This is a genomic window from Chryseobacterium sp. MHB01 (assembly GCF_034651565.1).
In the GTDB taxonomy this organism is placed as follows: Bacteria; Bacteroidota; Bacteroidia; order Flavobacteriales; family Weeksellaceae; genus Chryseobacterium; species Chryseobacterium nepalense.
Genome location: NZ_JAYEDA010000005.1, coordinates 76,979 through 98,281, shown reverse-complemented (window position 1 = coordinate 98,281; position 21,303 = coordinate 76,979). Strand labels below are relative to the sequence as shown.

Sequence of the window (21,303 nt, the reverse complement as noted above, 5' to 3'; positions counted from 1 at the left end):
TGTTTGTTTGTATCATCTTATTCTTTTTTCTTCCTCCCGGAATGGAGCAAGCTTTGATGAAGCAGAAACTCAATTTGTCCGTTTACACTTCTGAATTCATCATTGGCCCACTTTTCAAGAAGCTTATAGGTAGACTCATCAATCCTTAAAACAAAAGATTTTTTGCCTTTATTTTCGGAAGTGTTATGAGTTTTTTCTGATTTCATTCTTGTTAACTTTTTCTGACGTTTGTATAAACAAAATTCTGATCTTGATTTAATTATAAAGTGTCCCGGCATTTAAAATAGGTGTTGCCGCTTTTTCACCACACAAAACAACCATTAAGTTGCTCACCATTGCGGCTTTTCTTTCGTCATCGAGCTCCACAATATTTTCTTCGGAAAGTTTCTTTAATGCTAAATCTACCATTCCTACGGCTCCTTCCACAATTTTGGTTCTTGCCGCAACAATAGCTGTAGCCTGTTGCCTCTGAAGCATGGCGCCTGCAATCTCCGATGCATAGGCAAGATGGGAAATTCTAGCTTCCTGGATAATAATTCCTGCTTTTGAAAGACGCTCTGTAAGTTCTTGTTCCAAAATGGCATTGATTTTTTCCCCGCCTTCTCTTAATGTAATCGGTGCATGATCGTCCTCCAGGTTGTCATAAGGAAAACTCATTGCCAAATGACGTACCGCAGCTTCGCTCTGCATTTTTACAAAATCAGAATAACGTTCAACATCAAAAGCGGCTTTGTAAGTATCGCCAACTTTCCATACGATAACGACAGCAATTTCGATGGGATTTCCCATTTTGTCATTTACTTTCAGTGTCTGGCCCTGTAAATTTTCGGAACGAAGACTGATTCTTTGGGAAGAATATAAAGGATTAATGAAAAACAAACCGTTATCTTTTACGGTGCCGACATATTTCCCGAAAAAGTTCAGTACTCTTGAATGGTTCGGCTGAATTATCATCAGGCCTTTCAGGAAGAAACAGAATACAATAAAGGCAACTATTGAAAGAACAACAAATGTGATATTCTCATCAACTCCTATTGCGAACAGGTAAATTGAAGCAATGAAAAGTCCAAGACAGATTACTAAAGTAATATATCCGGACATCGGTTTAAGGATTTTTTCCATGATATTGATTTTTAATTTTGATATTAATTTGATATCATAAAGATATGATTTTTTTTACATTAAAATTATTTATTTTAAATTTTTTTGATTTGAATTAAAGAAACAAAAGTTCAGGCTTGGAATCTGAATGCTAAAATTTTAATACAATCCGTAAAATCCCTAAAACTTGCGCGAATCAGACATTTGTCCTTCGGTTTAAATTAAATAGTCAGTATAAAAAAATCCCTGAAAAATTAATTTCAGGGATGGTATGAATGATAAATTTTAAACTTATTTTTTATTTAAGATTCTAAACTTGTAATACGAAACGGCTGATAAGAGTGCCATTGTTCCAAGTCCGATATATACCCAAGCCGGAACCGGAACAGGATCTCCTGCTGCATAAGAGTGAAGTCCGCTCAGGTAATAATTTACTCCGAAATATGTCATTACCATCGAACAGAATGCAAACATTGTTGCCACGTGGAACGCCCATCTGCTTCGTAAACCAGGAACCAATCTCATGTGTAGAACAAACGCATACACCATAATGGAAATGAAAGCCCATGTTTCTTTCGGGTCCCAGCTCCAGTATCTTCCCCACGATTCATTGGCCCAGATTCCTCCCAGGAAGTTTCCTACCGTTAATGCAAATAAACCTATTGTTAAAGACATTTCAGAAACAATCACCAGTTCTTTCAAAGTTGTATCGTGGTGTAATTTGTAAGTTCCTTTATTTGAAATGATATAAAATACAAGGCTGATCACGGCAATAATCATCGACAGGGCAAAGAATCCGTAGCTGGATGTAATAATGGCTACGTGTACAATTAGCCAGTACGATTTCAGTACAGGAACCAGCGGTGTAATCTGTGGATCAAGAGCCGAACCGCCGTGCGCAAATCCCATCATGATAACTGCAACCATAAATCCGGCTGCCGGAATCAAGGCGTTTGAATTTCTATATAATAATAGTCCTGCTGTAATTCCCACCCACGAAATGAAAATAATCGCTTCATATCCGTTACTCCATGGTGCATGTCCGGAAATATACCATCTTGCCACCAGTCCAAGGAAATGGAAGAAATACCCTATAGCTCCGATTACAATAATCGCTTTAATGGTTTTGTTTAAGACTTTATTCGGTTTGAATAATTCTACAAATCCCAGTAGTAAAAGAAGTCCGCCGATGATGGTGTAGAAAATCAATAGTTTGAAATTGATATTCACCTTATTCATGAAAACTTCAAGCTCAACTTTGGATTTGGCAGGAACGACTGCCTTACCCCACTTCTGCTGATAGTCCGAAAGTTTTGTAAGCTCTGCATCCGCTCTTTTCCAGTCACCGGTTTGTTGGGCAACAAGAACTTCCGCAAGATATGGTCCCATTACCTGCTGAGATTCTGTATCTGGTTCAAACTTTTGATTTAGCCAGGAGTGCCATGTATGATTAGGATCGTTTTTCACAGGAACAATTCTCATAAACTGTCCTGAGAATATTTCCTGGAATACCTGTACTCTTTCATTAACGGCAATTACCTCTTTGTCATAATTGGTCTGCTCGGAAGCTTTTTTACGGAAGGCTGTATTATAATCCTTTTCCAACACATAATGAAGATTTCCGTTGGCATCAGAAGGAATAAGATTTAATAAACTGGTATATCCGTCCTCATCTGCTTTTGTTTTTTCTTTCAGGGCGTCTCCACCTTTTGTTCCTACTTTTATTAAAGGAACTGCAATCCAGTTATCAGGATTTGTATTGATTGATAAAAACCATTGGTTAGCAGAAAGTGATTTTCCATCAGTCCCTTTAAATTCATCTCTTTTGTAAAGCTTTCTTAAAACATCCAGTGCCTGTGTATTGAGAGGGACAATTCTTCCTTCAAAATTCTGAACCAAAAGATACCCGAATTTATCGGCATGTTCTGCACTGATTTTGTTTTGTGCGATAATTTCATCAGCGGAAACGCTTCTGATTTTTGTATGAGATTCGGAAGGAGCTGCAGAACCTGATTGGGCCGGAGCAACTTCAGCATCATGATTATGCTGTTCTCCCTCTGTGTGGATATGTTCCCTGCTGCCGTCAGTAGTGCCGTGGGTCTCTATTTTTTGAGCATTCAGTCCGAAACTTAATAGTATTAATAATATGGTTACTACCCTTTTCTTGTTGACATCTTTCAGCATTTTATTAAGCTTCCAGAAATGAGTTCCTTTCCAGAAGAACATAAAGAACATTCCACCAAATAAGAACGTGTAGCCAATGTAAGAAATCAGGGTACCCCAGAAATCATGATTTACGGAAAGTACCGTCCCCATTCTGTCCGGATCAAAACTCGACTGGAAGAATCGGTAGCCTTTATGATTGAGAACGTGGTTCATATAAATTTTAAATGGGGTCTGCTTGCCTTCATCAATGATTTTAATATGGCTTTCATAAGCACTTGGAGATGAGCTTCCAGGATAGGTTTCCATTACGAAATCATCGAGTTTAAGTGAGAAAGGCGTATTGTAAATTTTCGGACCAAAACCAATCATGATATTCAATCCGTCCATTGTAACCTGTTTGTAGGCATTCGGATTTCCTTTTTCAACTGAAAGGTCTACCAGCTGCTTTGTTTTCGGACCCTGAATTTCAACAGTGAGCATATCAGGCACAGCCTGATCTTTTTTTCTGTCGCCTTCAATTGCCATTAATTTTCCTTTTTTAAGACCTTCAGGAACAACCAGCTTTAATTCATTAATTGAATATAAACTTCTTAAAGCCAATGGCTGGAATTCGTCTTTTACTGTACTTCCTGTAGCCTGAGTGGCCATGGTCATATAGCTCGCCTCAACCGGTGTTTTGATGAATAACTTTCCGCCTTCATTTTTAAATTCAACCGCACCTTCAATGGCTCTGTTGAAAGTCACCAACGTTCCATTGATTGATTTTGTTTCTCCGGGTTTAATGAAAATATTCTGTCTTCCGGTTTGTCCTGTTGATACCAAATGAAGATATTCGGCGCCATTAGGGTCAGCCACGAGACTATCTTTTTTTCTTTGAACATACTCTTTTGCAATGACTTTCACTTCTTTTCCATGGAAATCATAGGTAGCCTGTAAATCTTTGTGTAATGGAGACATTAGATACGGAATATCCTGATAATTAAGAACATCACCTTTTTCCTCAATCTGAATTTTAAGGAAGTTTTTATCCGTTACAATTTCATTGGAGGTTTCTCCTTCCCGGATGTGCATTGTCCCTTCAAAACTGATATATCTTGTAATGGCACCACCAATAAATATCAGTACAAAGGCAAGGTGAAAAACCAGCACCGGCCATTTTTCTCTCTTCCAGAGTCTGTATCTTCCAATATTTCCTATGAAATTGAGAATAAGCAGAAGCATGATTAATTCAAACCACCATGCCTCATAAATTAAAGCTTTTGCTGTTGGAGTTCCGTAGTCATTTTCTAAGAACGTTGCATATGCCATCGCAAATGCGTACACCAGTAACAACACAGCCATTGTTCTGGTCGAGATAAGAATATCCTGGAGCTTCTTCATGTTATATATACTTGATACGCAAAAATAAGGATGATAAACTACAATGCCGTGAAAAAAAGCTGTTTTTTATCACTTTGCCATTGATAAGTGTTATTTTTAACCGTTCTTAATAATATTAAACAGGCTGATAAAAATATAATAATTAAGAATTTTTTAATGACAGTTTAATTTGTTATTTAGAGATTATAATAATTTTATTTAAATTAATGGGTGGTATCTGCTAGAACAGCGCATTGGCAACAACACTCTTTACAAAAACTTTAATGAAAAAAATTAAATCAAAATTGAATTATTTTAAATATTTTAGTTTCTGTAAACCGGAATCACGTTGATAATTTTCCGACAAATAAATAATAATATTCTTCCCGGTAATACACCAGTTTTAATGTTGAAAAACATTAAATTTGCCACAGTACATTATGGATAAAAACACACAAAAAAAACAACAGGAATTGCCTGAAAAAGGCAGATTTTTATCGAAGCCGAGAGTATTCTTCGGGCTTACCTTCATTCTTTTTTCCGTGGTTCTCACCTTTTCATTTGTTTCCTATCTGATGAATTGGAAGGCAGACCAGAGTCAGGCCGGAACCATGCTGGATAAAAGCATTAAATCTTCCAACCTCTTCGGAAAGCTGGGCGACTGGCTCGGAAATATTTTCATTTTCGAAAGTATTGGCGTGGCTTCTTTCATCATTGCTTTTCTGTTTTTAGTTTTCGGAACGATTATTCTTAAAAAGAAAATGTTTAAACCGTGGAAAACTGTTGGACATTCCTTGTTTTTTATTTGCTGGCTTCCTATTTTATTCGGAGCTATTACAAAGGGTCAGGGTGTTCTGAGCGGTGTGTACGGGTATCAGATTATGGATTCCCTGAATACAATTATTGGCTCTTATGGTCTTTGGCTGGTTTTAATTTCAAGCATTGCATTATATTTTATTTTAGAATTCAATCTTCGTCCGAGTTCTATCAAATCTAAGCTGAATGATCTCAATGAAAATACTATTGGGAGGGTAAAATCCATGATGCCAAGTTCTGATGAAAATTTTGAGGCGGATGATGAACTCATTGAAGAAGCTGAAAATGCAGAGAATATTCCTTCCAAAATTACCGTTACGGAAACCGTAAAGCCTGTTAAATCGGAACATGTACCGGTTGCTGCTGAAGTTGAAGCGATCGTAACCCCAAACAAAACATCTTTTGAAGATGATAAAAATGATTTTTCACAACCATTACACGTAGATCTGAGTCCGAAGCCTTCTGTTCCAATGTCAAGTCCTGAACAGGCTTTTGACATCAAACTGGCGGCTTCAACAGCAATTGTGGCTGAAGATGATATTAAATTTAAAGTAGAAGTTGCTCCTGTAGTGGATATTTTGGATGATTCCGACAGGAAATCCCAGGAACTGGTAGAAAAACACGGACTGTACGATCATAAATTAGATTTAGCTAATTTCCAGATGCCGACTGTTGATCTTTTAAAGGATTACGGAAATGAGGAAATTTCTATTAATAAAGAAGAACTGGAAGAAAACAAAAATAAAATTGTCGGACTGCTTAAAAATTTCAATGTAGGCATTGCTGAAATCAAGGCTACGATTGGTCCGACAGTAACTTTGTATGAAATTGTTCCGGAAGCGGGAATCCGTGTTGCGGCGATAAAAAAACTTCAGGATGATATCGCCCTGAATCTTTCCGCACTGGGAATCCGGATTATTGCTCCGATGCCGGGTAAAGGAACCATCGGGATTGAAGTTCCAAGAAAAAATCCTACCATGGTTTCTATGCGTTCGGTAATTGCATCCCAGAAATTCCAGAATACGGATATGGATCTTCCTGTGGTTTTCGGGAAAACGATTTCCAACGAAATTTTCATGGCAGACCTTTCCAAAATGCCTCACCTCTTAATGGCAGGTGCAACGGGACAGGGAAAATCCGTGGGTATCAACGCAATTCTTACCTCACTTTTATATAAGAAACATCCGAGTGAATTGAAATTCATAATGGTAGATCCTAAAAAGGTGGAACTTTCATTATATTCAAAAATAGAAAGACATTATCTGGCGAAACTTCCGGATGCAGAGGAAGCCATTATTACCGATACCAATAAGGTAATCAATACCCTGAATTCTCTTTGTATTGAGATGGATACAAGATATGATCTTCTGAAAAATGCATTCTGTAAAAATTTAAAAGAATACAATAAAAAATTCTCGGAAAGAAAACTGAATCCTGAAAACGGACACCGTTATTTACCTTATATTGTTCTGGTTGTTGATGAGTTTGCAGATCTTATCATGACTGCCGGGAAAGAAGTTGAACTTCCGATTGCAAGACTGGCGCAGCTTGCCAGAGCAGTGGGAATTCACTTAATTGTTGCCACCCAAAGACCATCCGTAAACGTAATTACGGGTATGATTAAGGCCAACTTCCCGGCTAGAGCAGCTTTCAGGGTAATTTCAAGTGTAGATTCCAGAACGATTCTGGATTCTCCGGGTGCAGATCAGCTGATTGGTAAGGGAGATATGCTGTATTTTAACGGAAATGAAATTTTAAGACTTCAGTGTGCATTTGTAGATACACCGGAAGTAGAAAGACTTGCTGAATATATCGGTGAACAAAAAGGATATGCTTCAGCATTTATTCTTCCTGAATATGTTTCCGAAGATTCTGCAAGTACGGTAGGAGCTTTCGACCCTAATGAGAAAGATGCTTTGTTTGAAGAAGCGGCAAGAATTATTGTTTCTACACAGCAGGGTTCTACTTCTATGCTTCAAAGGCAATTAAAGCTTGGCTACAACAGAGCTGGGAGAATTATGGACCAACTGGAAGCAAGCGGAATTGTAGGCGGATTTAACGGTGCTAAAGCCAGAGAGGTTCTCATTAGTGATCTTCATTCGCTTGAACAGTTTTTGGATGATTTAAAAGGATAACCTGAGAAAATTCTAAAATATTGTCCACCATTTCTATTTGTAATGATAAAAAACAGCAGCATTCTTTGGAACAGTTTTTGAAAGATCTGCGCAGTTAATGCCCAGCGGTGGTTTAACTTCTAACACTAAAGTAAGTCTAAAGATTAAAGATTTAAATAAAAATGAAAAATATTATTTCAAAAATTATAGTAAGCGGTATGGTTGTGGGTGCAGTAGGAATTACTAATGCCCAGAAGATTGATGCTAAGGCTAAAAAAATACTGGATGATATTACGGCAAACTATAATTCCAAGAAGAATTCTTATTTTAAATTTTCTTTCGGAACAGGAACAAACGGGCAGGTTTCAAAGACGGAACCGGGAATTTATTATGCTGCCGGAGATAAGTATAAGTTAAAGATCATGGAAACGGAACAGATCTTTGATGGCAACAAAATCTACAATATCAATACGGAAGATATGGAAGTAACCGTTGCAAAACCAAACGGAAGCGGGTCTATGTTCTCCCCTATCAACTATCTTTCAACGTATAGAAATGATTATAACGTAACCTATAACGGAAAGAAAAACGTGAATGGTGTAAATGCCGATTTTATCAAACTGACACCGGTAAAATCAAATGGAATACAGCATGTCTACATCTTTGTAGATTCGGCAAAAAAACAGATGGTAAAGCTTGAACAGCACGGAACCAATAAAGATGTTGCGGTAATTGCCATTAAAGAGTATAAAGAAAATCAGACTCTGGATCCGGGAATGTTTGTTTTCGATAAAAGTAAATACAAAAATTACCTGATTACCGAACTTTAAAAATAACATCTGTGAAACTTAAAATGCTTTTAATACCCGTTTTATCATTTTAAAGGCTCGCCGTTTTACAGATTATAAAAATTTCATAAAATATAAAGGCTGCAAAGGAAACTTTGTGGCTTTTTCATTAATTTTGGCACATGTTAAAAATTCTTGACCGATATATCATAAAAACCTTCTTCGGACCGTTTTTCTTTATATTCAGCGTGTTGTTTTTCATATTTATTGTAAATATCATCTGGGTTCAGCTGGGGCAATTTATGGGAAAAGGACTCAGTACCTGGCAGATTTTAAAACTTCTCTTTTATCTTGGAGTAAGCGTTATCAGTATGGTATTACCGCTTACAATTCTTCTTGCAAGTATCATGTCGTTCGGAGAATTTGGGGAGCGGTACGAACTTGCCGCCATGAAAGCGGCGGGAATTTCCCTTACAAGAGTAATGCTGCCTTTATTGGGAGTAACGGTTGTTCTATCGATCATGCTTTATTTTTTCTCCAATAATATTATCCCGGATTTTCAGAGGAAGGCCAAAAATATGCTCTTCAATATTGCACAGACCAAACCCGCGCTTAACTTCACACCCGGACAGTTTATCGATCAGATTCCCGGATACATGGTGAAATTTGATAAAATAACAGGAGAAAACGGTGAAAATATTGAAGGCGTTTTTATTCATAAGAAAGCGACAACCTATGATAATCAACAGTCGATTGTTGCAGAAAAAGGAAAATTCGTACCGGCTGCCAATAAAAATTATCTTAAACTCATTCTTTACAACGGATACGTGTATGAAGATAACTTTGCGGGGAAAGCAGAAAATGTGCGTCTAAAACAACCTGATCAGGCTATAAAATTTGATTCGCTAACCTCCCATTTTGATGTAAGTGAAATCATTAATAAAGCGATAGAAGAAGAAAGAATTACGGACGATTACCGGTTTCAGACATTTAACCAGCTTAATAAAACCATCGATCAGACCAAAAAGGATAACAACAAATTCTTTACAAATGTTAATAATGATGTTCTGGGCCAGACCAATTCGGTGATCACATACATGGACACTAAACAGAACAGGTCGAAAGCAAAACCAAAGCAGCTTTTAAAGCTTGATACTTTAAAAAATGACAAAAAACTGGAGATTATTAATAATGCGTATACCCGCCTTGAAAACTTGAAAGGTACTGTTGATGGTAAAAATAACGAAATTGATCCAGTTGTTAAATATTATGGAAAAGTGGTGATCTATCAGCAAAGGATTGTTACCTATTCATTCACCTGTATTATTTTCTTCCTGATCGGTGCGAGTCTCGGATCTATCATCAGAAAAGGAGGAATGGGACTGCCCGTGATTATTGCCATTGTTATTTTCATTATATTTTATGTCATTAACGTAGGTGTGGAAAATATGGCCTGGTCTGGTAAAGTAAATCCTTATCTTGCAGCCTGGATTCCTAATCTTGTTTTATTTCCGTTCGGGATCTGGATGACTTATAAGGCACTTACCGATTCGCAATTATTTGATGCGGAAAAATATAAGACATTCTTTAAACCCGTCACGAAGCTGTTCGTTAAAAATCAGGAACATAAAAGATATCAGTAATAATAGAAAGGTCCGGAATTTTCCGATCTTTTCTTTTCAGCATAGGCAGATTGCCATAGCATGTTTTTTGTACTAATGAGGCAATCAAAACCATTTAAATATGAAAATTATATTGATGAGCCTAAGCTTTTTGATGATCATTTCCTGTAAGAAAGAAGCAACGGAAACAATTGATAAAAAACGTTCTGAAGAGCAGTTAGTAAAAAAAGATACCCCGTTGAAATCAGGAAATGACACCATAAAGACCATTGATGATATAAAAAATGAGTATGCTAATCTCAACAGTATGCTTAGGTCAAAAAAACTGGATTCTACCCGATTTACTTATAATTGTGATGAAAGAGAAGGTGAAGTCACTTTATATTTCGAAAATAAAAAACTTGCAGTTGTAAAGGATTTTTATGCAGAACACAGTCACTTTTCCTCATCTACAACTTATTTTGTGAAAAATAATCAGGTGTTTTTTATTTTCAATGATGAAACGGTTTGGAATTTTGATGACGGAGGAACTCCTGAAAAGCCCGAAACCAAAGACGATATTAAAGAAAAAAGAATTTATATTCTAAATAATAAAGCGGTTCAGTGTTTCGAGAAAAATTATACGGTACGTTCCAAGGGAAATAATACAGATCCTGAAAAAATATCTAATAAAGAAATAAAATGCGATGTTGCAGAACTTATGAAAAAATATCAGCTTATTCTAAAAAATAAAAACACAAGAGGCGAAATACAATGCTTATAAGGTGTATTGATTTACTTTCTGATTTATCTCATATAAAACAGGTTCGCATAAGATTGTATATCATTTTATGAATACATACTTTTGTGTAAATTTATTCAAATAAAAGTGAAATGTATAAAAAAATTCTGGCGCTGTCTGTAGCAGGTTTATTACTTTTTTCATGTTCTGACACAGAAATGGCAGACTCCAATCCTACAGAAACACAAATAAAAAACGATCCCGCTTTAACCAGTTTAGGGCTTAAAATAACAGCAGATAAATCCGGTGTTAATATTTTTGAAAATATTGATTTTAAACTTTCTCAAAAAAATCAATCAACCTATTTTGGAATACTTGCAGATTATCTTGATGTGCTGACCTTTAAAATTTCAAATACTGAAGGAGAAAAAATTATCTTTGAGAAAACACAAAATGGAAATTCCGTGACCACAAGCTTTAATTATCATTTTTATTATCTTGGCAATTATACGGTGAGCATTGAAGGTTTTAAGGACGGGAAGAAAATATATACTGACCAGACTTCTGTAAATGTTACCGACAATAATGATTTTTTAGCAGTGAACTGGAACGGTTTTACGGCGACAGATATGGCAACAGGATATAACAATATTCTGCAGAAAAATACGCTAGGCTTTTTCAACGGTTTTGAAAATTAGCATCCTTATGTTTTACTAACTAATATTTGGGATAATATGTACAGTTATACTGATACGCAGATTAAGCAGATGGATAAGGAATACCTTTATAATTATCTGGCCAAATATTATTCAGCACCTACATATTCCGAGGGGAATACAGATATGAAAGACCGATATACTCAGAATTTTAAAAAATCGATTAAAAATGATATCCCCGTACATATCTGGATCACTACAAAAAGTAAGATTGCTCTGATGAAGCAGTATTCTTCTACTGATCCGTCGTTATTCATAGGCTATATTGTAATTGCAGAGCCCAATAATTAATTAATAACACATCAAAACAAAAAGCGGCCTAAAAGCCGCTTTATTTATTTAAAAACTGAAAATTACACTTTCATAATTTCAGCCTCTTTTGTTTTAAGATGTTCATCACAAATTTTCACATATTTATCGGTAAGAACCTGGATATCAGCTTCGATGCCTTTAATTACATCTTCAGAAACACCATCCAGCTTTTTAAGCTCTTTCAGACCGTTTTGTCTTGCATTTCTTACTACAACTTTCGTATCTTCAGTTTCAGATTTGGCCTGTTTTGCCAGCTCTCTTCTTCTCTCCTCCGTTAACGGCGGAACATTAAGAATAATATTGATCCCGTTATTGGAAGGAGCAAAACCAAGATTAGAATTAATGATGGCTTTCTCAATATCATTAATTGCTTTAGCATCCCAAGGTTGAATAGAAATCGTCATGGCATCCGGAATAGAAACATTGGCTACCTGGTTGATGGGAGTCAATGCCCCGTAATATTCTACCATTACATCCTGAACCATATTTGTAGACGCACGTCCCGCTCTGATTCTTTGAAATGCATGATCCAGGTGCTTAACAGCCGCTTCCATATCGTGTTGCACAGACTCTACTATAAGATCTAATTCTTCCATTATATAATAAAAATTTGATAAGTTACACATAACTAAATAGCATCTGATTATCAGTAAATTATGATTCTGTAAACATATGAAAAATGCCTTTTTTTTACTGTTTTTTTACTATTTTTTACTGTTGCCAAAGATAGTAAAATATCTGGAAAACTCTGTGTTTGTTGAAATTTTTAAACTTAGGCTCTTGATAAAATTATATTGGTGAAGTTTTAAAATAAAAATAGAGCCATAAAATAGTTTTGCTTATTTTTAGTCAATAATTATCTATGAATCAAGAATTATTAAAAAAATACTTCTTTCAAATGACTGGAGAAGAAATCATCGAACTTTTCTCGTACATAATTCCAAAACAGGAGCAATTGGAGGTGAAAGATTTTACAACAGGTAAATACGTTTATGGTTTAAGCGGTTTGGCTAAATTGCTAGGGGTTGGAAAAACAAAAGCACAACAAATTAAAAATTCGGGAATTCTGGATAAAGCAATTATTCAAAATGGACGAAAGATTATAGTTGATGCGGAATTGGCGCTGAAACTTTTAAATGAAAAAAAACTGAAATAGTTTTTCTTCCTACCACTCCCCGCTTCCTTCGTATTTGGTGGACATGGAGGATTTAAGATCTTCGATAGTTCTTTTAATTTTTATGCGTGTTTGTTCTTTTATATCATTCCACGCTTTGTTATTTGCACCTCCCCTGCTCGGCTTGGGTGCTTCTGTATCTTCAGTTAGTAATCCGTAGCTAATCGGTGCGCTACCTCCTACATAACTTCCTGTGTGCCTGAACGAGTGAAATACATATTTATACCTTCCATCTTTAACATAAATGTTTATCTTGTAATAAACATCACCAATAACAGCCCCTACACCAAAATACAACCTTTTTGTATTGTAATTCATTGAACCATTACCTGAAAGTTCTCCTGTAGCTCGATCTTCAGTTGCAATAACGTATTTTTCATCATTATATGTTTTGCCTATCCAAGACCTCGCACGATTAAACAATTCGTTTTTAGTTACTGTTGAATCAACCCTGACAACTTCTTCAAATTTAAATTCTTGAGAAAGTAAAAAGATTGAAAATAACAAAGATAAAAATATCAGTAATTTTTTCATTTTTAAAATTTAGTCGTTTAGTTTATTTGAAATTGTTATATTTAGTAGTTTGCTTACAACGAAAGTTTTATAGAAAATTTGTTTTTCGTCCTTAAATATAGATTGGTATGCAATATTTTCGAGATCGTTCGTATCTCTCAATTTTTGTAAAAGATCTGGATATGTCACAGTATTTTCTGAAATAAGTTTATTCAAATCACGATAATAGCCTTCAACATAATCATACTTTCTACTCTTATACATTTGTGAGCTTATTGAATACCATATCTCACTAGATTTTTCACCGTTAAGTAACATCATATCGATTTCAGTTATCTTATTACTGTCAACCTCAGTTTCAATATTTAGCGAGTAGTCTGTAAATTCATACACCCTGTTTTCAATTCCAAATTTAGATTCTTTATATAATGGTGATTTATCCATAAATTTTTCCATTAGATCGGGACTTTTTCCTATAAATGAAGCATAGTTTTGTATATCTTGAAAAGTCTGCCCAGATAACATAGCTGCAAAACATATCGTTGTGATAAGAAATATTTTCATAAATATTAATTTTCCGGCAATTTACAAATTTCTCCAGTTCATTATTACGGATTCCCGTATAATAAAAATATACCATATTTTGAAATATCTCTTTCCAGAATAATTTATTTTTTTATATTTGAAACAGAATTATTGTTGCATAAAACTATCGATAATAATAAAATACTATTTTTACAATGAATTTAAAACCTATTCATTATGAAAGCGAAAATTTTATTATTGACAGCTATAGCTGCAGCAATTATTTATTCTTGTTCGTCCGAAAGAGATGAAGAAGTAAAAAATCAAGTATCACAAAAAGTGGACTTAAAACTAAAAACTAATAGCAACAAAGGTGAAACCTCGAAAATCGGAGATACGATTGATGCGCCCAATCATCAAACTATTATCTTAGATCCGGGTACGGGGATTGATCCAGAACCAACAAACCCAACGAACCCAAATGACCCAGAAATCGTTCATCCAGGAGATGTTAAACCTCCAAAACCTTAAATTAAAATACAGACCAATATCAGCACTGGGAACAATCCTTGTGCTGTTGGTTTCTTTATTTCCATTTTCTAATAATATTCTTGAATGGATATTTCCCCAACTAAAACAAACTTATATTAATGTAGCGGATTCTTATGCTTCAACTGTAATATGGTGTTTAAGCATGTGCATTCAAGCTTCTTTTCTTATAGTAATACATTTTATGCGGCCTTATATTGTGTCGTATATCTTTCCCCTTTTTACTTCTATTTACTCATCAGCTTTTTACGTGTATTATTTATTTGGAGTAAGACCAAATGAGGATTTTTGGTTCTTCTTATATATAAGCATTTCAGTAATTATAGTAACTACCATTATATATGCTTTGAGTATTAATCTTAAAATGCAAAAAGACCGTGATCTTTTAGTGAGAAGATCCGTTGAAGCTATTACTGGAAAATATTAAGGCGGAAACAAATGAAGAAAGATTACCAAAACATCAAAAGATTAATTGAAAGGAATGAATATTTCTATCAAAAAAAATCAATAACAAATATCGAATATGCTGGCAACAACCTCCTGTTTGTTGATATGCTTGATAAGATCCTGAACGAAGATCAGAGAAAGATTGTAAGGGATTTCCTTATTGATGAATTCAGCTTGCCCAAGTTTAGATTGAGCATTCAAATTTTAAAAGCAGCATCTAATTAGTGCTGCTTTTTTTATTATCAATTTCTTTTATTTCAGGTTTCACTTTGTCAATCTCAAAGAATGCGATGATTGATTTTAGATAAAGAGCATCCCTCTCTTGATAAATTTCAATTTTCTGTTCCAGGTTCTCAATCTTATTTAGAAGAATTTCCATCTGTTCATCATGAGGTTTGTTTTTAATAATTGAAGCATTATTATCATCTTCATTCTTTTGCTCATCATTATTACCCACAATCATTTCGCCTTCGCCATGAAGCAACCAAATTTTATTTAATTTTGGAAAAACAGGATGTATTCTACCATCAAATATTTTATCACTTATTGAATTTCTAATATTATTTACATATCCATTAGACAAATTTGTCATTTTTTCAAATTTACTCTGAGATAAGTTCTCAGCATTAATAAAAATCATCAGTCTTTCCTTTACCGATAACTTCTCTGTATTTTCTAAATTCATTTTAGGCGGTTGTGTATTGAATTGCAAATAAACCAAAATACTTTCCTCTAAAAAACCGTGATAATACGGTTTTAATTACGATTAATTATCTTTTAATTATAGACGTAAAATAATTACACTGATTTTCAGATAGTTAGATTTTATTTCTAATTATACCGAAAAAAAGTCTGTAAATAATTTTGTTTTACAGAGAATATTTCTAACTTTGCTATATCAAAATGATTAAACGTTATGAAAAATCAAACAAATATAGTAAAACCGCGCAAAATTCGCCCTGAAGTTTTCCAGAAGATTCTTAGCGATTACGATTTAAGAAAGAAGATAGCTGATGAAACTGATAATCGTGAGACTGCAGTTTACAACTGGGCATACCGTGAATCAGATAAAGTTCTAAACTATTTCGTGATTAATGTAATTAAGAAACATACGGGTTGGCCGGATTCTAAAATTTTCCAGAAATCAAAAACAAAAACTCAAGCAGTTAAGTGCTAAAAATAAAGCAGCTATCCGGAGGCAACCGAATAACTGCGGGGTATTAACATAATAACAAGGTTAACATGGCAAATTTAAATAAAAATAACGCACAAACAATCTGGGGACGAAAAATTATAAGGGTTTCTCTTAACAGAACATATTTCTGGGGGATGAAGAAAACTATTTTGAAAGGGCATTTTTTGTTGGAAGACGGTGTTTTCATTCAGATCAAATCTGGGCAGTACTTAATTTCCATTGAAGACAAATACAGAGGTGTGGTGTTGAAGTCCTCCCCTAGTTACAAAATAATTAAAAGACTTATCGCAATTGAATTTAAAACATTCAGAAAAGGAAGTAAAGCTTCTTTGATTGACAAGATTCCTGATCTAAGACTGAAGATAAAAGAAAGAATTGACAATTGCAAAAGATCAAACTTACTAAAACACGCGTCATGAATGATCCAAATTATATAGCAGCCAAAGCATTATTGAACCTACTACCCGACTCCCTCGCTGCCAAATTATGTAAACAAAAGCTTGCAGGCATTGAGAACAGAAAGCAAACCAGCAGGGAGCGGGTTAAAAAATACAAAGATTGGCTCGACACCAAATAGTTCAACCATAAACAAAACATCAAAATGAAAAATCTCTTAATCTTTATTTTACTTATAAACACAGTGTATGTGCTTATAGTTTCAGGAAATCCGGATTTAACGGTTTTTATCGCACCAATAGCGGTTTATATAGTTTCTATTTTCTTACTGGCAAACCGCAGAGAATTTCTTAACCTATTTAAAGAACCTAATCATGAATAAGCTGCACAAATTAAGATCCTGGAAAATGTGGGTTATCGAAAACAGGAAAGACTCTTTGAAGACCCAGCGAGAAATATTTCTAAAAACTCAACACAGTAAGCTATGAATATCTCAGAACAATTTCTCACGGAAAACGGCTTCCAGAAAAAACAGAGTGACGAGACCTATTTTGAAAGTGTATTGAACAGCTCGGAGCCACAGACTACAATATATGTTTATCCAGATCAGGTGAGTATGCAGGTTGGAGGATCAGGACCGGAAAGACCGCTAAAGGTATTTAACGAAAATCAGCTATTACAATTTATTCAAACCCTTCAATCAGTATTATGACACATTCAGTGACAATAAAAATAGAAAATCATTCCGGGATCTGGTATGTAAATCACAAACGACTCGGACACGATAAACTTTCCGAAATGGAAATAGTAGCCCTTAACGAATTTATTAAAGAATTTAAAAATCAATAATCATGAATACATTAGAAATTATCAAAATCAATCCAACCGAATACGGTATCGAAGAAAAACAAGCAAACGAATTAGTCGGGAATCTTCCTCAGATTAAAGCAGAAAGAGATATTCTTTCACAACAATATAATGAAGTTGTTTTACTTGATATTGAAGCACCTGAAACATCGAAAAGAGCCAGAGAATTAAGGCTTAGTATCAGAGATAACCGTACAAAAGGTATTGATACTTGGCATAAAACAACAAAAGACTTTTTCTTGAAAGGTGGTCAGTTCGTTGATGCAATCAAAAGACAGGAAGTAGCAGTTAACCAGAGAATGGAAGAAAATCTGGAAAACATCGAAAAGTATTTCGAAAACAAAGAAAAAGAGCGTAAAGCGAAATTAAATGCTGAGCGTATTTCCGAATTAGAGCCTTACAATGCATTTGTACCAATGGGTTTAAACTTTGGTGACCTTTCGGATGAAGAATATTCAAAAGTCCTTAACGGTGCAAAACTTCAATTCGAGCAACAGCAAGAAGAGGAACGAAAAGCAGAAGCGGAAAGGATTGAAAAACAAAGATTAGAATCTCTTCATAGAGAAAGAAGAGAAAAGATCTTGCCTTATTGGGAATACACGGAAGATAAAAGCGCTGTGTATGATCTTTCCGTTTTAAGTGAACAAGCTTTTGAAGATCTACTACAAGATTCAATCAAGAAGAAATCCCAATACGAGGCCAAGCAGGAGGAGATTCGAAAAGAAAACGAACGCCTTGCCTCCGAAAAGAAAGCTTTGGAAGAAAAAGCGGCGAAAGAAAAAGCAGAGGCTGAAGCGAAGGCTGCTAAAGAGAGAGCAGAACAGGACGCAAAACTTAAAGCTGAACAACAGGCAAAAGCCAAAGTTGAAGCTGAATTACAAGCAAAAAAAGATGCAGAAGCGAAAGCTGAGCAGGAAAGAATTGCCGAAGAAAAAAGAAAGAAAGTTGAAGCTGATAAACTCGCAAAAGCACCAATTAAAAAACAGCTTAACGTTTGGGTTTCATCTTTTGAATTACCTACTGCAAACATAGAAAACGAAAAAGCCGATTTAATCAAAGCGAAGTTTGAAGCATTTAAGAAATGGGCTCTATCTGAAATTGAATCAATGTAAAAAATGCTTAACGAATTTATAAAAGAATTTAAAAATCAATAATCATGAAACAAAGTGTAAAAACTGTATTCTATTGTGAGTATTGCAATAAGCATTATTTACACCGAGGATTCGCTAACCGACACGAGGAATTCTGCTCCAAGAATCCTAAAAACAAGAAACCTTGTTATGATTGTAAGCATTTTGACAGTGTTGATGTTGAAGTTTTCGTAGATGGAGGTGAACACTATAAAGATGATTACAGAATGAGTAAATGCTTTCATTGTTCCTTAAAGGTATTGAATTTTTGGACTCTTTCTGCTCAAAGAAAAGGATTAGACAAGCGCTACGATAATGAAATGGAATATATGCCTGATAAATGCAGTGAATTTGAGGACAAATATGAATACTGGAACTCCTTAACCGAAAACTTTCCAATATGAACGATTTATCACGCGGCCGGAACAACGCCAATTCCCGGCAAGCCTTCCAAAACATTGCCGGCACAATAGAGAGTATGAGAGTAAAGGTTTTAGACAAAATCGACGGACTTAAATGCACAGCGGAAATCGCTGAAGAACTTGGAGTTCCGATTCATACTATCTCAGGACGTTTTTCGGAGCTTAAAGCAAATCACAAAATAAGACAAATTTCAAATAAGAAAATTAAGCGAAGTTCATTCGCGGTTTACATCAAAATCAATAGTTAAAAAAAATGGAAAAACAATCTAAAACTCATTTCAGAAAAGTTTACAAATCCGATCACCTCGGAGTGGCCGACTTGGAAGACTATCTGGAAGAAGGAAGAAGGCTTGTTTTCAAAATACGAGAAGTTAAACAGGAGTTGGGGGTAACGGTAGCAGGAAAAAAGGGAAATTTCAATATAGCATATTTTGAAGAAAACATCAAGCCATTAGTATTAAATGCTACTAACGCAGCTGTTCTAAAAACATTCTCCGGATCATCATTCGTTGAAGATTGGAAAGGACTTCTCATTGAATTATACATCGATAGCACAGTTAAAATGAAGGGCGATGTTGTAGGAGGTGTTAGAATCGTAAAAAAGCAGCCTATCATCGATAAGGATCTTACAGACGAAATAAATGCATGTAAAGAAGTTTCCGAACTCGGAGCCTTATTTTCAAAAATGTCAAAGGAACAACAGCAGAAATATAAAGTATTAGTAACCGAAAAGAAAAAAGAGCTAGAAAATGTTAAGAGTGCATGATTTCTCAAATTACAAATTTCGCCCGCATGCAATTGGAAAAATAATGAAAGGCTTACCAAAACCTTTAACGCCAAATCAACAGGAAACATTAACTGCATTGCTGGAAAAAAGAAGATTGGGTATAATAACCGATAAGCAAACTGTAACTCTAGGCGATCTTATAAAAAAAAGAGATGCAAAGCCGGTTCTGTCTGATGGCGCAAAGACCTACCTGACAACTATTTTCAAAGAGCATGTTTTCAACAGGACTAAAGAAATTCAGAGCAAATATTTATCAAAGGGAATTTCAGTTGAAGATGAAAACATTAATCAATACAACGAAGTAAAAGGAACTTTCCTTATAAAAAATGAGGTCCGATATGAAAATGAATGGTTTTCCGGAGAAATGGATATTGAAGAAGACGATGAAATTATTGATTTTAAGAGTTCTTGGGACTACTCCACTTTTCCGCTGTTTGATGATGAAGTTCCAAACGAAGATTACGAAGATCAGTTACAGGCTTACATGGATTTAAGACCACATATCAAAAAAGCCAAATTAGTTTACGGACTTGTTGATACACCTGACGACTTAATCATTGACGAAAAAAGAAGGATTGCATGGAAACTCGGTTTTATAGATGGACTTCCTGAAGAACTCGATCAAGAGATAACAAAAAATATGACCTACGCTGATATTCCAAAAGAAGCAAGGATTAAAGAGTTTATTATTTACCGGAACGAAAAAAGAATTCAGCAAATCAAAGACATGATTGTTTTAGCCAGGGATTATCTGAATTCACTTAATACAACATTAGCACAACACTTACAATTAATTTAAAAACAATAAATATTATGAGCCAATTATTATACGGTAGTTTAAACTACGATGCATTATTAAAAGCTGTTAAATCCGGTAGAGTAAAAGTTTTCAAAACTGAATCCGGTGTTCGATTAATTAATATCAATGTTTGGGTGAACGACGAACCGGACAAATATGATAACGACGCTTCAATTCAGGTTCAGCTTAAAGATGAATTTAAAGAAGAGAAAGCGGATTACGTTGGAAACCTACGAAAATATGTCAAAAAAGAACTCAAAGAAGGTTCATCTGAAGACTTCAACGACGACGACGATCTTCCTTTCTAAATTATCATCAGAAATCAAAAGCAATACAAAATGAAAAATCACAACCTTCCACAGCATGTAAAAACACAAATCGAACAAATCAAAGCAAACTTACTTCCGCAGGCTTTAATCCCCAACAGCAGACTTTACAGGAAAGCCAATCTTATCGAAGCTGAAGCAGTTCTGGAATATGCTAAATCCTTGAAAAGACCTGTTTGCAGAATTCCTTCATCAGAATGTCACTTTTCAAAAACTCACACGCCTGTAACCCGTGTTGAAATAGATCCTGATCTTATTCATGTAAGCGAAGTATCTGCAAAAGTAGGAGTTCAAAAAAGCACTATTTCCGGATATGTGCAAAAAGGTAAAATTCAAGGTGTAAAAATCAACGGCAAACTTTACCTCCGGGAATCCGAAGTCGTTCGACTAAAATCAATTTTACGAGCAAAAGCTATAAACATCGATTAGAAAGATTCAAGAATACAAGAAACAAAAAT

General features: G+C 35.0%; 26 protein-coding genes. 19 read left to right on the top strand and 7 right to left on the bottom strand.

What is annotated here, in order from left to right; all coding sequences use genetic code 11:
* Window positions 1-17 precede the first annotated feature (17 nt).
* From U9K52_RS10080 to ccsA, 3 genes are all read right to left on the bottom strand, one after another.
* The gene (locus tag U9K52_RS10080) at window positions 18-206 is read right to left on the bottom strand and encodes an Arc family DNA binding domain-containing protein (protein WP_263603109.1); all 189 of its coding nucleotides are present in this window, start codon (window positions 204-206) and stop codon (window positions 18-20) included.
* A gap of 49 nt (window positions 207-255) precedes the next feature.
* Window positions 256-1,122 carry an SPFH domain-containing protein gene (locus U9K52_RS10075; RefSeq protein ID WP_263603110.1) on the bottom strand — a complete coding sequence of 289 codons (867 nt, stop codon included), beginning with the start codon at window positions 1,120-1,122 and terminating at the stop codon, window positions 256-258.
* A gap of 270 nt (window positions 1,123-1,392) precedes the next feature.
* Entirely contained in the window at window positions 1,393-4,647 is a 3,255-nt protein-coding gene (gene ccsA, locus U9K52_RS10070) for a cytochrome c biogenesis protein CcsA (protein ID WP_322926281.1), read from the bottom strand.
* A 419-nt stretch (window positions 4,648-5,066) separates the two neighbouring features.
* On the opposite strand from ccsA, the gene U9K52_RS10065 reads away from it, so the two are divergent.
* The 6 genes from U9K52_RS10065 (at window position 5,067) to U9K52_RS10040 (ending at window position 11,694) form a co-directional block, all read left to right on the top strand.
* Complete coding sequence (locus U9K52_RS10065; RefSeq protein ID WP_322926280.1) at window positions 5,067-7,577, top strand: DNA translocase FtsK; 2,511 nt, start codon at window positions 5,067-5,069, stop codon at window positions 7,575-7,577.
* 161 nt (window positions 7,578-7,738) lie between these two features.
* Window positions 7,739-8,386, top strand: a complete 648-nt coding sequence (locus tag U9K52_RS10060; protein ID WP_322926278.1) for an outer membrane lipoprotein carrier protein LolA — start codon at window positions 7,739-7,741, stop codon at window positions 8,384-8,386.
* 140 nt (window positions 8,387-8,526) lie between these two features.
* Window positions 8,527-9,987 carry an LptF/LptG family permease gene (locus tag U9K52_RS10055; protein ID WP_322926276.1) on the top strand — a complete coding sequence of 487 codons (1,461 nt, stop codon included), beginning with the start codon at window positions 8,527-8,529 and terminating at the stop codon, window positions 9,985-9,987.
* Between the two features lie 100 nt (window positions 9,988-10,087).
* Window positions 10,088-10,729 carry a hypothetical protein gene (locus U9K52_RS10050; protein WP_322926275.1) on the top strand — a complete coding sequence of 214 codons (642 nt, stop codon included), beginning with the start codon at window positions 10,088-10,090 and terminating at the stop codon, window positions 10,727-10,729.
* Window positions 10,730-10,839: 110 nt separating this feature from the next.
* A complete protein-coding gene (locus tag U9K52_RS10045) occupies window positions 10,840-11,385 on the top strand; it encodes a hypothetical protein (protein ID WP_322926273.1) in 546 nt (181 codons plus the stop codon).
* Between the two features lie 36 nt (window positions 11,386-11,421).
* The gene (locus U9K52_RS10040) at window positions 11,422-11,694 is read left to right on the top strand and encodes a hypothetical protein (protein ID WP_322926271.1); all 273 of its coding nucleotides are present in this window, start codon (window positions 11,422-11,424) and stop codon (window positions 11,692-11,694) included.
* 62 nt (window positions 11,695-11,756) lie between these two features.
* On the opposite strand, the gene frr is transcribed toward U9K52_RS10040, so the two are convergent.
* Window positions 11,757-12,311, bottom strand: a complete 555-nt coding sequence (frr, locus tag U9K52_RS10035) for a ribosome recycling factor (RefSeq protein ID WP_263603116.1) — start codon at window positions 12,309-12,311, stop codon at window positions 11,757-11,759.
* Window positions 12,312-12,577: 266 nt separating this feature from the next.
* Between frr and U9K52_RS10030 the strand changes: the two genes are divergently transcribed.
* Window positions 12,578-12,871, top strand: a complete 294-nt coding sequence (locus U9K52_RS10030) for a DUF3853 family protein (RefSeq protein ID WP_322926270.1) — start codon at window positions 12,578-12,580, stop codon at window positions 12,869-12,871.
* 9 nt (window positions 12,872-12,880) lie between these two features.
* Here the strand turns inward: U9K52_RS10030 and U9K52_RS10025 are convergent, their stop codons facing one another.
* Together U9K52_RS10025 and U9K52_RS10020 are read right to left on the bottom strand one after the other, a co-directional pair.
* A complete protein-coding gene (locus U9K52_RS10025) occupies window positions 12,881-13,423 on the bottom strand; it encodes a DUF4468 domain-containing protein (RefSeq protein ID WP_322926267.1) in 543 nt (180 codons plus the stop codon).
* Between the two features lie 9 nt (window positions 13,424-13,432).
* The gene (locus U9K52_RS10020) at window positions 13,433-13,966 is read right to left on the bottom strand and encodes a hypothetical protein (protein ID WP_322926265.1); all 534 of its coding nucleotides are present in this window, start codon (window positions 13,964-13,966) and stop codon (window positions 13,433-13,435) included.
* 198 nt (window positions 13,967-14,164) lie between these two features.
* Between U9K52_RS10020 and U9K52_RS10015 the strand changes: the two genes are divergently transcribed.
* On the top strand, window positions 14,165-14,458 hold the full coding sequence (locus tag U9K52_RS10015; RefSeq protein ID WP_322926263.1) for a hypothetical protein: 294 nt from the start codon (window positions 14,165-14,167) through the stop codon (window positions 14,456-14,458).
* A 456-nt stretch (window positions 14,459-14,914) separates the two neighbouring features.
* A complete protein-coding gene (locus U9K52_RS10010; RefSeq protein WP_322926262.1) occupies window positions 14,915-15,148 on the top strand; it encodes a hypothetical protein in 234 nt (77 codons plus the stop codon).
* Here the strand turns inward: U9K52_RS10010 and U9K52_RS10005 are convergent.
* Window positions 15,141-15,608 (bottom strand): hypothetical protein, encoded by a 468-nt coding sequence (locus U9K52_RS10005; protein ID WP_322926260.1) that lies wholly within the window; start codon window positions 15,606-15,608, stop codon window positions 15,141-15,143. The genes U9K52_RS10010 and U9K52_RS10005 overlap by 8 nt on opposite strands.
* A 231-nt stretch (window positions 15,609-15,839) precedes the next feature.
* Here U9K52_RS10005 and U9K52_RS10000 point away from each other — a divergent pair, with 231 nt between their 5' ends.
* The 10 genes from U9K52_RS10000 (at window position 15,840) to U9K52_RS09955 (ending at window position 21,274) form a co-directional block, all read left to right on the top strand.
* On the top strand, window positions 15,840-16,100 hold the full coding sequence (locus tag U9K52_RS10000; RefSeq protein WP_322926259.1) for a hypothetical protein: 261 nt from the start codon (window positions 15,840-15,842) through the stop codon (window positions 16,098-16,100).
* Between the two features lie 65 nt (window positions 16,101-16,165).
* Window positions 16,166-16,537 carry a hypothetical protein gene (locus U9K52_RS09995; protein WP_322926257.1) on the top strand — a complete coding sequence of 124 codons (372 nt, stop codon included), beginning with the start codon at window positions 16,166-16,168 and terminating at the stop codon, window positions 16,535-16,537.
* Between the two features lie 461 nt (window positions 16,538-16,998).
* On the top strand, window positions 16,999-17,226 hold the full coding sequence (locus U9K52_RS09990) for a hypothetical protein (RefSeq protein ID WP_322926255.1): 228 nt from the start codon (window positions 16,999-17,001) through the stop codon (window positions 17,224-17,226).
* A complete protein-coding gene (locus U9K52_RS09985; RefSeq protein WP_322926254.1) occupies window positions 17,223-17,363 on the top strand; it encodes a hypothetical protein in 141 nt (46 codons plus the stop codon). Before U9K52_RS09990 ends, U9K52_RS09985 begins: the two co-directional genes overlap by 4 nt.
* A gap of 2 nt (window positions 17,364-17,365) precedes the next feature.
* Entirely contained in the window at window positions 17,366-18,493 is a 1,128-nt protein-coding gene (locus tag U9K52_RS09980) for a hypothetical protein (RefSeq protein ID WP_322926252.1), read from the top strand.
* 418 nt (window positions 18,494-18,911) lie between these two features.
* Window positions 18,912-19,181: a hypothetical protein gene (locus U9K52_RS09975; protein WP_322926250.1), complete on the top strand. Its 270-nt coding sequence runs from the start codon at window positions 18,912-18,914 to the stop codon at window positions 19,179-19,181.
* A gap of 5 nt (window positions 19,182-19,186) precedes the next feature.
* Window positions 19,187-19,699 carry a hypothetical protein gene (locus U9K52_RS09970; RefSeq protein ID WP_322926248.1) on the top strand — a complete coding sequence of 171 codons (513 nt, stop codon included), beginning with the start codon at window positions 19,187-19,189 and terminating at the stop codon, window positions 19,697-19,699.
* A 43-nt stretch (window positions 19,700-19,742) separates the two neighbouring features.
* On the top strand, window positions 19,743-20,519 hold the full coding sequence (locus tag U9K52_RS09965; protein ID WP_322926246.1) for a hypothetical protein: 777 nt from the start codon (window positions 19,743-19,745) through the stop codon (window positions 20,517-20,519).
* A 14-nt stretch (window positions 20,520-20,533) separates the two neighbouring features.
* Window positions 20,534-20,827 carry a hypothetical protein gene (locus U9K52_RS09960; RefSeq protein ID WP_322926244.1) on the top strand — a complete coding sequence of 98 codons (294 nt, stop codon included), beginning with the start codon at window positions 20,534-20,536 and terminating at the stop codon, window positions 20,825-20,827.
* 30 nt (window positions 20,828-20,857) lie between these two features.
* Window positions 20,858-21,274, top strand: a complete 417-nt coding sequence (locus U9K52_RS09955; protein WP_322926242.1) for a helix-turn-helix domain-containing protein — start codon at window positions 20,858-20,860, stop codon at window positions 21,272-21,274.
* Window positions 21,275-21,303: the final 29 nt, after the last annotated feature.

Bases quoted from the DNA above. Each gene is read 5' to 3' on its own strand.
- U9K52_RS10075 (WP_263603110.1), bottom strand. From the start codon at position 1,122: ATGGAAAAAATCCTTAAACCGATGTCCGGATATATTACTTTAGTAATC.
- U9K52_RS10055 (WP_322926276.1), top strand. From the start codon at position 8,527: ATGTTAAAAATTCTTGACCGATATATCATAAAAACCTTCTTCGGACCG.
- U9K52_RS10060 (WP_322926278.1), top strand. From the start codon at position 7,739: ATGAAAAATATTATTTCAAAAATTATAGTAAGCGGTATGGTTGTGGGT.
- U9K52_RS10040 (WP_322926271.1), top strand. From the start codon at position 11,422: ATGTACAGTTATACTGATACGCAGATTAAGCAGATGGATAAGGAATAC.
- U9K52_RS10010 (WP_322926262.1), top strand. From the start codon at position 14,915: ATGAAGAAAGATTACCAAAACATCAAAAGATTAATTGAAAGGAATGAA.
- U9K52_RS09990 (WP_322926255.1), top strand. From the start codon at position 16,999: ATGAATATCTCAGAACAATTTCTCACGGAAAACGGCTTCCAGAAAAAA.
- ccsA (WP_322926281.1), bottom strand. From the start codon at position 4,647: ATGAAGAAGCTCCAGGATATTCTTATCTCGACCAGAACAATGGCTGTG.
- U9K52_RS10080 (WP_263603109.1), bottom strand. From the start codon at position 206: ATGAAATCAGAAAAAACTCATAACACTTCCGAAAATAAAGGCAAAAAA.
- U9K52_RS09985 (WP_322926254.1), top strand. From the start codon at position 17,223: ATGACACATTCAGTGACAATAAAAATAGAAAATCATTCCGGGATCTGG.
- U9K52_RS09955 (WP_322926242.1), top strand. From the start codon at position 20,858: ATGAAAAATCACAACCTTCCACAGCATGTAAAAACACAAATCGAACAA.
- U9K52_RS10005 (WP_322926260.1), bottom strand. From the start codon at position 15,608: ATGAATTTAGAAAATACAGAGAAGTTATCGGTAAAGGAAAGACTGATG.
- U9K52_RS10065 (WP_322926280.1), top strand. From the start codon at position 5,067: ATGGATAAAAACACACAAAAAAAACAACAGGAATTGCCTGAAAAAGGC.
- U9K52_RS09965 (WP_322926246.1), top strand. From the start codon at position 19,743: ATGAAAGGCTTACCAAAACCTTTAACGCCAAATCAACAGGAAACATTA.
- U9K52_RS10020 (WP_322926265.1), bottom strand. From the start codon at position 13,966: ATGAAAATATTTCTTATCACAACGATATGTTTTGCAGCTATGTTATCT.
- U9K52_RS10000 (WP_322926259.1), top strand. From the start codon at position 15,840: ATGAAAAATCAAACAAATATAGTAAAACCGCGCAAAATTCGCCCTGAA.
- U9K52_RS09975 (WP_322926250.1), top strand. From the start codon at position 18,912: ATGAACGATTTATCACGCGGCCGGAACAACGCCAATTCCCGGCAAGCC.
- U9K52_RS09995 (WP_322926257.1), top strand. From the start codon at position 16,166: ATGGCAAATTTAAATAAAAATAACGCACAAACAATCTGGGGACGAAAA.
- U9K52_RS10045 (WP_322926273.1), top strand. From the start codon at position 10,840: ATGTATAAAAAAATTCTGGCGCTGTCTGTAGCAGGTTTATTACTTTTT.
- U9K52_RS10050 (WP_322926275.1), top strand. From the start codon at position 10,088: ATGAAAATTATATTGATGAGCCTAAGCTTTTTGATGATCATTTCCTGT.
- U9K52_RS10025 (WP_322926267.1), bottom strand. From the start codon at position 13,423: ATGAAAAAATTACTGATATTTTTATCTTTGTTATTTTCAATCTTTTTA.
- U9K52_RS09960 (WP_322926244.1), top strand. From the start codon at position 20,534: ATGAGCCAATTATTATACGGTAGTTTAAACTACGATGCATTATTAAAA.
- U9K52_RS10015 (WP_322926263.1), top strand. From the start codon at position 14,165: ATGAAAGCGAAAATTTTATTATTGACAGCTATAGCTGCAGCAATTATT.
- U9K52_RS09970 (WP_322926248.1), top strand. From the start codon at position 19,187: ATGGAAAAACAATCTAAAACTCATTTCAGAAAAGTTTACAAATCCGAT.
- U9K52_RS09980 (WP_322926252.1), top strand. From the start codon at position 17,366: ATGAATACATTAGAAATTATCAAAATCAATCCAACCGAATACGGTATC.
- frr (WP_263603116.1), bottom strand. From the start codon at position 12,311: ATGGAAGAATTAGATCTTATAGTAGAGTCTGTGCAACACGATATGGAA.
- U9K52_RS10030 (WP_322926270.1), top strand. From the start codon at position 12,578: ATGAATCAAGAATTATTAAAAAAATACTTCTTTCAAATGACTGGAGAA.